Annotated in this window: 10 protein-coding genes; 3 read left to right on the top strand and 7 right to left on the bottom strand. The window is 74.5% G+C overall.

Annotated features, from left to right (window positions below):
• Nucleotides 1-132: 132 nt before the first annotated feature.
• Nucleotides 133-528, bottom strand: a complete 396-nt coding sequence (locus AC4OXY_RS10845) for a DUF5997 family protein (RefSeq protein ID WP_491993776.1) — start codon at nucleotides 526-528, stop codon at nucleotides 133-135.
• 103 nt (nucleotides 529-631) lie between these two features.
• Here AC4OXY_RS10845 and AC4OXY_RS10840 point away from each other — a divergent pair, with 103 nt between their 5' ends.
• A complete protein-coding gene (locus AC4OXY_RS10840; protein WP_491993775.1) occupies nucleotides 632-1393 on the top strand; it encodes a LysR family substrate-binding domain-containing protein in 762 nt (253 codons plus the stop codon).
• Nucleotides 1394-1474: 81 nt separating this feature from the next.
• Here the strand turns inward: AC4OXY_RS10840 and AC4OXY_RS10835 are convergent, their stop codons facing one another.
• Both AC4OXY_RS10835 and AC4OXY_RS10830 read right to left on the bottom strand, forming a co-directional pair.
• On the bottom strand, nucleotides 1475-2944 hold the full coding sequence (locus tag AC4OXY_RS10835) for an MFS transporter (RefSeq protein WP_491993774.1): 1470 nt from the start codon (nucleotides 2942-2944) through the stop codon (nucleotides 1475-1477).
• Nucleotides 2945-3073: 129 nt separating this feature from the next.
• Nucleotides 3074-3550, bottom strand: coding sequence for an Lrp/AsnC family transcriptional regulator (locus tag AC4OXY_RS10830; RefSeq protein WP_356023421.1), 477 nt, complete (start codon nucleotides 3548-3550; stop codon nucleotides 3074-3076).
• A 230-nt stretch (nucleotides 3551-3780) separates the two neighbouring features.
• On the opposite strand from AC4OXY_RS10830, the gene AC4OXY_RS10825 reads away from it, so the two are divergent.
• The gene (locus tag AC4OXY_RS10825; RefSeq protein WP_356023423.1) at nucleotides 3781-5298 is read left to right on the top strand and encodes an FUSC family protein; all 1518 of its coding nucleotides are present in this window, start codon (nucleotides 3781-3783) and stop codon (nucleotides 5296-5298) included.
• 115 nt (nucleotides 5299-5413) lie between these two features.
• Nucleotides 5414-6451, top strand: a complete 1038-nt coding sequence (locus AC4OXY_RS10820; protein ID WP_362820205.1) for a lactonase family protein — start codon at nucleotides 5414-5416, stop codon at nucleotides 6449-6451.
• Nucleotides 6452-6523: 72 nt separating this feature from the next.
• Here the strand turns inward: AC4OXY_RS10820 and AC4OXY_RS10815 are convergent, their stop codons facing one another.
• The 4 genes from AC4OXY_RS10815 to AC4OXY_RS10800 form a co-directional block, all read right to left on the bottom strand.
• Nucleotides 6524-7450: a sirohydrochlorin chelatase gene (locus AC4OXY_RS10815; protein ID WP_356023425.1), complete on the bottom strand. Its 927-nt coding sequence runs from the start codon at nucleotides 7448-7450 to the stop codon at nucleotides 6524-6526.
• A gap of 190 nt (nucleotides 7451-7640) precedes the next feature.
• Nucleotides 7641-8615 carry an N-acetylglucosamine kinase gene (locus AC4OXY_RS10810; RefSeq protein WP_356023427.1) on the bottom strand — a complete coding sequence of 325 codons (975 nt, stop codon included), beginning with the start codon at nucleotides 8613-8615 and terminating at the stop codon, nucleotides 7641-7643.
• Nucleotides 8612-9289, bottom strand: coding sequence for a uracil-DNA glycosylase (locus AC4OXY_RS10805; RefSeq protein WP_491993773.1), 678 nt, complete (start codon nucleotides 9287-9289; stop codon nucleotides 8612-8614). Before AC4OXY_RS10805 ends, AC4OXY_RS10810 begins: the two co-directional genes overlap by 4 nt.
• Before the next feature lie 100 nt (nucleotides 9290-9389).
• Entirely contained in the window at nucleotides 9390-10478 is a 1089-nt protein-coding gene (locus AC4OXY_RS10800) for a WD40/YVTN/BNR-like repeat-containing protein (RefSeq protein ID WP_491993772.1), read from the bottom strand.
• Nucleotides 10479-10516 lie beyond the last annotated feature (38 nt).

Genomic DNA, 10516 nt, shown 5'->3' with positions numbered 1-10516 from the left:
CCCGGGCGTCACCGCCGCGACGGTGAGCACGTCGACGGCGCGCCGGCAGCACGACGACGCCCCCACCGCGCCGTACGACTCGGCGATGGGGGCGTCGGGCAAGCTCCAGGCGTTGCGGGGACGCTCGGTGCGTCAGGGGCGTGCCTGCTCCGCGCGCTCGGCGTTCCTCTGTTTGATCCGCGTGGCTTCCTTGCGGACCTCGGCCTGTGTGGCGCGCTCCTTCTCCAGCCACTCGGGCCGTTCCTGCTTGAGCGCCTCGATCTGCTCGGTGGTCAGCGCCTCGGTCACCCCGCCGCGCGCGAGACCGGCGATGGAGACGCCGAGCTTCGCGGCGACCACCGGACGCGGGTGGGGGCCGGTGCGGCGCAGCTCGCTCAGCCACTCCGGCGGGTTCGCCTGGAGCTCGTTCAGCTCGGCGCGCGTGACGACGCCCTCCTGGAACGAGGCGGGGGTGGCGGGGAGGTACACACCCAGCTTCTTCGCCGCGGTCGCGGGCTTCATCGTCTGGGTGCTCTGCTGCGAACTCATGAGGTCAAGGGTATCGGCCGTGTGCCCGGTCGCCGACCACGGCCGTGCGCGGGGGCGGGCCGCCGGTGACGGCCCCGCAGCCGACGGCCGGTAACCTGGCCTGGTGACAGGCTCGGAGGAATCACCGTCGTTCCGGCTCGCGTACGTCCCCGGAGTGACGCCCGCCAAATGGGTGAAGACCTGGAACGAACGCCGGCCGGACACCCCGCTCACCCTCGTTCAGGTATCGGCCGCCGAGGCACCCGCAGTGCTGCGCGCCGCCGAGGCCGACGCGGGCCTCGTCCGGCTCCCCGTCGACCGTACGTACTTCAGCGCGATCCCCCTCTACACCGAGACCACGGTGGTCGTCGTACCCAAGGACCACGTGATCACGGCCGCGGACGAGGTGACCCTCGCGGACCTCGCCGACGAGGTGGTCTTCCACCCCCTGGACGACGTCTTCGACTGGGACGGTCCGCCCGGCGAGCCCGCCTTCGAGCGGCCCGCGACGACACCGGACGCGATCGAGCTGGTCGCCGCGAACGTCGGGCTCCTGGTCGTCCCGCAGTCACTGGCCCGCCTCTACCACCGCAAGGACCTCACCTACCGCCCCGTCACCGACGCCCCACAGTCCGGCGTCGCCCTGTCCTGGCCGGAGGAGGCCACCACCGACCTGGTGGAGGACTTCATCGGCGTCGTCCGCGGCCGCACGGTCAACAGCACCCGCGGCCGCACCCAACCGCCTGCCGAACAGAAGCCCAGGCGCTCCGAGGGCGCGGGCACCCGCCAGAAGCCCCAGGCGAAGTCCCCGGGCCGCACGCCCCGGGCCCGCACGGCGGGGGGCAAGCCGACGCCGAAGCGGGGGAAGCCGCGGCGCAGGTCGTGAGGCCGGCGGTGGCGGGAGCGGCGCCATGCGCGCCGCCTCGTCCCACGGGCCGCCCCGTCCCGCACCCCGGCACGACTCCGGCTACGCCCCCTGCCTGGCGGCCTCCGGTCTTTTCTCCTCCTCCGGGTGAGAGCGCCGCTCGCGCTGGTCGGCGTAGGCCAGGACGAGGGCCAGCAGAATGATGCCAATGGACGTGACCAGGCCCAGCTGGAGCGCGGCCGCGGGGCTGCCGCGGTGGGCCAGATGGGCGAAGTAGACCGAGCCCACGACCGCGATGCCGGCGGCCGAGCCGATGCGCTGGGCGGTCTGGAGGACCCCGCCCGCGGCCCCGCCCCGCCCCACCGGGACGCGGGAGAGGGTCAGGGTGGTGTTCGGCGAGATGGTCAGGCCCGAGCCGAGTCCGGCGACGAGCAGCGGCAGCGCGGCCCCCCAGGCCACCGCCCGCCCCGGCACGAACTGCACGGCCGTGACGACGCCGACCATCCCCACCGCCACCGTGGTCAGGCCGCCGATGACCGTCCGGCGCCCGAACCGCAGCACCAGCCGGCCCCCGAGCGCGGAGCCCACCGCGGCGCCCAGCGCGAACGGCATGGACGACAGCCCCGCCGCGAGAGCGCCGTACCCCATGCTGTTCTGGAGGAACAGCGTGTAGACGAAGAACAGGGTCGTGAAGCCGCCGAAGTACACGAGGCTCAGCAGCGCGCCGAGCGTGAAGGAGCGCAGCCGGAACAGCCCGAGGTCGATCAGCGGCGCCCGGCCGCGCCGCCCCTGCTGCCGCTCCCACGCCCAGAACGCGGCCAGCAGGCCGGCTCCGGCCGGGAGCAGTGCCCACTTCGACCGCCCGTGCCACTGCTGGTTCTGCACGAGGGGCAGCATGAGGGCGAGCACGCCCGCACCGAGCAGCAGGACGCCCGGCAGGTCGAAACTCTCGCGCCTGCCCGCCGAACCGGGGGAGCGGGGCAGCAGTCGCAGGGCCGCGCAGAAGACGGCCACGCCGATGGGCAGGTTGACGTAGAAGACCCAGCGCCAGCCCTCGGGGCCGCCGGACGCCTGGATCAGCAGGCCGCCCGCGAGCGGGCCGACCGCGGTGGAGATCCCGATGGTGCTGCCCATCATGCCGAACGCGCGCGCCCGCTCCGGGCCCTGGAACATCTGCTGGATCAGCGCCGAGGTCTGCGGCGCGATCAGCGCCGCCGACGCCCCCTGGAGCAGCCGGAACAGCACCAGCCAGGAGGCACCGGACGACAGCCCGCAGGCCGCCGACGCCAGCGTGAACAGGGCGAGCCCGGTCAGGAAGGTCTGCCGCCGCCCGCGCATGTCCCCGAGCCGGCCCGCCGGGACGAGGCAGAGGCCGTAGGCGAGCGCGTAGCCGGACATCACCCAGGACAGGTCGGCCTCGTCGGCGTGCAGCCCGCGTTCCACCGAGGGCAGGGCCACGTTCACGATCGAGGTGTCCAGCAGCGTCATGAAGGCCGCGGTCAGACAGACGGCGAGCGCCTTCCACCGCCGGTCACCGACGACCGGCACCGGTCCGGCCTGGTCTGTGGTCATGCGATCACGCTATGCAGTCACGGCCGCGTGCGCACGACGGGGATCCGCGAGCGGTCGTGCCCGACGCACGTCATGTCGTACCGGCTCGTGCCGGGCTCCCATGGGCCACGCCGATCCGCGGGCCCCGCCTCAGGTGCGGGACGCCCGGCCGACCGACTCCACCAGGGGCAGCAGCCGGTACGGGACGCGCTCGCGCAGCGCCACCTCGGTGCGGGTGCGCACCACGCCCGGGAGGCTGATCAGCTTCTGGATGACGTCCTCCAGATGGGCGTTGTCCCGGCCCACCACGCGCGCGAGCAGATCCCCGCCGCCGGTGATGGAGAACGCCTCCACGATCTCCGGTACGGCGGCCAGCGCGTCCCCCACGTCGTCCAGATGGCCCTGGGTGACCTCGATGTGCACGAACGCCAGCACCGGATGGCCCAGCGCGGCGGGGGAGAGGGACGGGCCCGTGCCGGTGATCACGCCGTCGCGTTCCATGCGGTCCAGCCGGGCCTGGAGCGTGCCGCGGGCGACGCCGAGAACGCGGGCGTACTCGCGCACGCTGGTGCGCGGCTGCTCCAGAAGCAGTCGCAGGATGCGGGTGTCGAGTTCGTCCACGGCCATGACCGGTGACTGTACCAATGGCTCAGGCGTGTCGCCGGGACGAAGACCCTCCGACCTGGTCCGTTGGCTTTTCCATGAGCGCCGCGGCACTGCCCGTGCTGTGCCAATGGACCAGCGATTCGGCGATCACTTGAGCCAGTGAGCCGAGTGATGCTCTCATGGAGACGTCGATGGCGCTGCGGATCCCCGCGGCGCCTTTTCTGTGCCGGAGTTCCATGGGGAGGGCAGCAGTGCTGAAGAGGATGTTCGTGGCGCCGGACCCGGGCCGGGCGCGGTTGCGCTTCGCCGCGCGGGCCGTCCTCGGCATCGGGCTGGCGGTCGTCGTCTGCTTCGCCGCCGGACACTCCCTCGTCGGCGCGGTCACCGGCGGCCTCGCCGCGCTGCTCGCGCTGTTCACCGTGGCCGACGCGACCGTGCGGGGGCAGGCGGTCACCACCGCGCTGCTGCCCGTCGTGGGCGTGCCGGTGCTCGCCGCCGCGGCCGAGCTGCACGCGTTCCCCGTCGCGCGCGACCTCGCCTTCCTGGCCGTCGTCGGCGCCGGGGTGTACGCGCGCCGTTGGGGGCCGCGCGGGCACAGCCTCGGCGTGTTCGCCTTCATGACCTTCTTCGTGGCCCAGTTCGTGCACGCCACCCCGGAGAAGCTGCCCGAGCTGTACGCCGCCGTCCTGCTGTCCGTGCTGAGCGCGGCCGTGGTGCGCTTCGGGCTGTGGTGCTACGAGCGCCGGCTGCCCCCGGCCGCCGCACCCTCGGCCTCGTCCGCGCCGGCCGGGACCGGCCTCGCCCGGGTGACCACGCGACAGGCGGTCCAGGCGACCGCGGGCGCCGGCTTCGCACTGGTCGTGGGCCAGCTGGTGTCGGAACAGCGCTGGTACTGGGCCGTCGGTGCCACCTGGTGGGTCTTCGTCAACACCGCCTCGCGCGGCGAGACGCTGGTGCGCGGCTTCCGCCGCGTCCTCGGCACGCTGATCGGCATCGGCCTGGGCTTCCTCGTCGCCGTCCCCGTACACGGCGCGCCCGTCCCGACCGCCGTCCTCGTCGCGATCGCCGTCTTCGGCATCTTCTACTCGGCCGCCGTCTCCTACACCTGGATGATGCTCTGGGTGACCGTGCTCGCCGAGTCCCTCTACGGCCTCCTCGGCGTCCTCAGCCCCGGTCTGCTCGGCCTGCGCCTGGTCGAGACCGGTGTCGGCGCGCTCGGCGCCGCGCTCGCCGTGCTGTTCGTCCTGCCGGTCACCACCCACGCCGTCACCGACGGCTGGATCCAGCGCGCCCTGCGCTGCGTCCACGCCTGCACCGCCGAGGCCGCCGACCGGCTCGCGGGCTCCGCGACGGCCGACCCGGCGCCGCGCGTGGCCGAGCTGGAGCAGCTGCTCGGCCGGGTCCGGCTCGCGGTCGCCCCGCTGGTGCACCCGCTGAACCCGATGCCGGCCCGCAAGGAGCGCGCCCGCCGCGTCCTCGCGCTCCTCGACGACTGCGTCCGCGAGGTGCGCGGCCTGGTGGCGGTCGCGGCCGACCCCGAGGCCTCGCACGACGCCCGGCTGGCAGCGGCCTGCTGGCGGGTGGAGGCCGCCGTCGAGGCGCTCACGGCTGGCCGCCCGGAGCCGCACCGCGGCCGCACCGCACCCTCCGCCGAGTCCATCCCGGCCCACCCGCCCGCCCTGGCCCATCTGCACGGCCTGGAGCGTGCCCTCGCCGATCTTGCCGAGCCCCTGCGGTCGCCGTCAGGTTCGCGGCTCGTGGGCGCCTGAGCCGACGCCGCATTCCGGGGGGCGCGCCCTGTGTCTCTTGGTCTAGACCCCGCGTGATCGACTGCTACCGTCGGCCCCGGACCGGCTCCACCGGGACGACCGAGAGGGGACAGCGGTGGCACAGGACGGCAGCTCCGGCGGGCACCGGGCGTTCATCGGCTCGTTCACGGCGGCGGGCGGCCCCGGACTGGTCACCGCGACCGTCGCGCCGGACGGCGGCGCCCTCACGCTCGGGGCCACCGCCGACGACGTCCGCGACCCGTCGTATCTGGCCCTCTCACCCGACGGCGACACGCTCTACGCGGTCAGCGAGACGGCCGAGGGCGCCGTCGCCGCCTTCCGGGTCGGCGGCGAGCGGCCGGAACTCGCCGGACCGCCCGTGCCGGTGGACGGCAGCGGCCCCACCCACCTCGGCCTGTACGACGGCCACGTGCTGACCGCCAACTACGGCTCCGGCAGCGTCACCGCCGTACCGCTGCGCCCGGACGGCACCCTCGCCGCCAAGGCTTCCGGGCTGCTCCAGCACACCGGCTCCGGCCCGCACGACCGGCGCCAGCGCGGCCCCCACGCGCACCAGGTCCAGCCCGACCCGAGCGGCCGCTGGGTCGTCAGCATCGACCTCGGCACGGACTCGGTACGGGTGTGCGCCCTCGCGGCCGGCGTCCCCGTCGTGCACCGCGAGATCGCCCTGCGCCCCGGCGCCGGCCCCCGTCATCTGGCCTTCCATCCGGAAGGCCGGCACGCCTACGTCGTCAACGAACTCACCCCGACGGTGACCGTCTGCCGCTGGGACGCCGCCCGCGGCTCCCTGAAGCCTCTGACCGAGGTCCCGGTGCTGCCCGGCGCCCCGGCGGGCGACGCCTATCCGTCCGGCATCGTGGTCTCGCCCGACGGCCGCTTCGTGTGGACCGCCACGCGCGGCGAGGACGTCCTGTCGGTCCTCGCCGTCGAGGGCGACGCGCTCCGCCTCGTCGGCGCGGTGACCTGCGGCGGGAACTGGCCGCGCGCGCTCGCCCAGCGTGCCGGCTTCCTCTACGTGGCCAACGAGCGCTCCGGCGACGTCACCTGGTTCGCCGTGGACGAGGCGACGGGGCTGCCCCGCTACGACGGCTCGGTGCCGGTGCCCGCGGCCTCCTGCGTCGTCTTCGGCTGAGTGCGAAGGGCCCGCTCCGGGTGTGGAGCGGGCCCTCGGCCGTACGGATGCCGGGTGGGTGCCGGCGTGGGATCAGCGGACCGGCGTGCCCTGCGGCTGCTGCGGGGCGATGCCCAGCGCGGTCGTGTACTTGGCGAGGGCGAGCTTGCCGATCGCCGGGTACGCGCCGAGCGACTCGGCCGTGGCACAGCCCGCCTCCTCGGCGGCCGCCGCGAGCAGCCCCGCGTCGATCTCCGGGCCGATCAGGTACGGCGCCAGGGCCAGCTGCTGCGAGCCGGACGAGCGCAGCTGCTCGGCGACGGAGGAGATCGAACCCTCCTGGTCCAGGGCCGCCGCCATCACCGGCACGGCCAGGCGCGCGGCGAGCAGCATGCCGGTGATCCCGGCCGCCTGCACCGCCTCGTCGCCGCCCACGGACGCCAGGATGATGCCGTCGGCGGCGGTGGCCACGGTGAACAGCCGGGCGCGGTCGGCGCGGGCCAGGCCCGCCTCGGACAGCCGCACGTGCAGGCCCTCGGCGAGCAGCGGGTGCGGGCCGAGGACGTCGGTCAGATCGGCGGCGACCCGGCTGTCCATCACGGACTGGCGGATCTGGCGCAGCAGGGCGCTGTCCGGACCGGCCAGCAGCGGCACGACGACGGCGACCGGGCCGTCGGGCTCCTTGATCCCCTCGACACCGGCGGCGACGGCCTGCTCGTAGCGGGCCGTGCGCTCCTCGGCGGCGTGCGCCAGCACGGAGCGGAGCGTGGGGAACTCGGCGTCGTCCCCGTCCAGGTACCCGATCCGGGCGTCCAGGCCGGGCAGCTCGGAGCGGGCGATGCTCACGACCTCCTCGGCGAGGCCACGGGTGGTGGTGCTGGGCGCGCCGGGCACCGCGAGGACGAGCGCGGGCGCGCCCTCGGGAGCCGCCAGCGGTTCCGGTCGGCGGTGCCGTCCGGGCTGACGAGGTCGCGGCATTCGTACTGGCAGGCCGGACGCGGGTCCAGTGGGGGAGCTCATGGCGCCGCATGTTACTGGCTTCGGGGGTTCCTCCGTTCGGGGAGGGTGCAGGTGAGCGGTATCCGTCCTGTTTTGTCTGATGATTTACGCACCAAGGACACGTGTTCCGGGCACGTGCCGGGAACATGGGCCGACAGGGCGAACAATCCGCTTTTACGGTGATCTCGACCCGCTTGCTCCGCCCGTTCGCTCAACCCCCTCGTACGGGGACCACGGAGAGCATCGCCGGTTCACTCGGCAGAGTGAGCCGCCCCGCCGCGAGGTCGGCCGCGATGCGTACCGAGCCGTGCAGGGGATCGCCCTCGGCCGGCACCTGCCGGGCGTGCGGCAGCCTGCTCGCCAGCTCCTCGCGCAGCGGTCCGATGAGCGGCTCGCCCATGCCGAACAGGCCGCCGGTGAGCGCCAGTTCGGGCACCCCGTCCGCCGGGCACACCGCCGCGGCGGAGTCGGCCATGTGCCGCGCCGCCGCGCGCAGGACGTCCGCGGCCATCGGGTCGTGCGCGGCGCACGCGGCCACCGCGGGCGCGAACGAGGCCAGCACGGCGGGCCGGTCGGTGCGCGGGTAGAGCCTGCCCGGCAGTTCGCCCACCGGCCCGAACTGTTCCTCGGCGCAGGCCAGCAGGGGTACGGAGCCGCCGTCGCGGCCGTCGTGGGCGCGCAGCGCCGCCTCCAGGCCGGCCCGGCCGATCCAGGCACCGCCGCCGCAGTCGCCGAGGAGATGTCCCCAGCCGTCGGCCCGCCGCCACCGGGCGAGATCGGTGCCGACCGCGATCAGCCCGGTGCCCGCGGCGAGCACGGCGCCCGGCCGCGGCCCGAGGGCGCCGACATAGGCGGTGACGGCGTCGGCGGCGAGCGCCACCCGCCGCACCCCCAGCTCCCGGGCCAGGGCGCCCGGCAGCTCGGCGCGCAGGGCGTCACCCAGCGTGGCGAATCCGGTGGCGCCGACGACGGCCGTGTCCAGCCCGTCCACGCCGGCCTCCACGGCCGCCGCGCGGGCCAGGGGGAGGAGCTGCGCCAGCAGATGAGCCGGATCGATGCCCCGCGCACCCGTGCGGACGGGTTCCCGTGACTCCCGCCGGGCGGCCGGCGCCCGGCCCGGCACGCCGACGGCGACCCGGACACCGGAGCCCCCGGAGTCGACCGCCAGATATCCGGGGACGGTCACGGCAGACGCCAGTCCACCGGCTCTCCGCCCTGCTGGACCAGCAGGTCGTTGACCCGGCTGAAGGGGCGCGAACCGAAGAACCCGCGGTCGGCCGACATCGGCGAGGGATGCGCGGACTCGACCGCCGGCAGGCTGCCCAGCAGCGGGCGCAGATTGCGCGCGTCCCGGCCCCACAGCACCGACACCAGCGGCTTTCCGCGCGCCGCCAGCGCCCGTATCGCCTGCTCGGTGACCTCCTCCCAGCCCTTGCCGCGGTGGGCGCCCGGGCTGCGCGGAGCCGTGGTCAGCGCCCTGTTGAGCAGCAGGACGCCCTGCTGGGTCCACGGGGTCAGGTCGCCGTTGGACGGCTGGGCCAGGCCCAGGTCGGTGTTCAGCTCACGGAAGATGTTGATCAGACTCGGCGGCAGCGGGCGTACCTCGGGGGCGACCGAGAACGACAGGCCCACCGCGTGCCCGGGGGTCGGATACGGGTCCTGACCGACGATCAGGACCCGTACGTCGTCGAAGGGTTGCTGGAACGCACGCAGGACGTTGGATCCGGCCGGGAGATAGGTGCGTCCCGCGGCGATCTCCGCGCGCAGGAAGTCGCCCATCTGCGCGATCCGCCCGGCGACGGGTTCCAGGGCCTTCGCCCAGCCCGGTTCGACGATTTCATGCAAGGGTCGTGGTGCCACGGGCGTCACCCTACTGCCGTACAAGGGCCCGTGATCAACCGATGGCCGGAGCTCGGCGCCCACGCCCGCGCTCCCGCCGCGCACGCGGGCGTGGGAGACGTCAGCCGATCACCGCCGCCCGCACGCACAGCACGTCCGGCAGATGTGAGGCCAGCTGCTGCCAGCTGTCGCCGTCGTCGGACGAGGCGAACACCTCGCCGTTGCGGTTGCCGAAGTACACACCGGCCGGGTCGGCGTCGTCCGTGCACAGGGCGTCCCGCAGGACCGTGCCGTAGTGGGCCTCCGGCGGCAGCCCCTCGGCCAGCGGCTCCCAGGTGCGGCCCGCGTCCGTGGTGCGGAAGACCCGGCAGCGGTGCTCGGCGGGCACCCGGTCCGCGTCGGCGTTGATCGGGAAGACGTACGCCGTGTCGCCCCGGCGCGGATGCGTGGCCACCGCGAAGCCGAACGTGGACGGCAGATCCGCGCCGATGTCGGTCCAGTGCCCGCCCGCGTCGTCGCTGCGGTACACCCCCCAGTGGTTCTGCAGATACAGCCGGTCCGGGTCGGCCGCGTCCTTGGCGATCTTGTGCACGCACTGGCCGAACTCCGGGTTCGGATCCGGCAGGAACACCGCGGACACACCGGAGTTGGACGGCTCCCAGCTCGCGCCGCCGTCGGTCGTGCGGAACACCCCGGCCGTCGAGACGGCCACGGTCACCGCCTTCGGATCGCGGGCGTCGGTGACCACCGTGTGCAACCCCTCACCGCCGCCGCCCGGCACCCACTGCGCGCGCGTCGGATGCTCCCACAGCGGCCGGACCAGCTCGAAGCTCTCGCCGCGGTCCACCGAGCGGTACAGCGCCGCGGGCTCGGTGCCCGCGTAGACCACGCCGGGCTCGGAAGCTGCCGGATGCAGCTGCCAGACGCGCTCCAGCGAAGCGCCGGTGTCCTTCGGGAACCTGACGGCCGGCCGCTCGGGCTCGGTCCAGCTGCGGCCGAGGTCGTCGGAGTGGAAGACCGACGGTCCCCAGTGCGCGCTGTCACCGCCCGCCAGCAGCCGGGGCCGGCCCTCCCGGGTGTCGATGGCGACCGAGTAGATCGCCTGTGCGTTGAAGTACGGGCCGTCGTCGAACTCCCAGCTGCCGCCGCCTTGTCGCCGCCCGATGAACAGGCCTTTTCGGGTGCCCACCGCCAGCAGAACGTCGGTCATGCCGATCACCTCCGGGACGCCGTTGTCCAGGTAGTCGT

This window comes from Streptomyces sp. HUAS MG56 (assembly GCF_058673395.1).
This window is presented reverse-complemented; position numbering and strand designations above follow the sequence as displayed.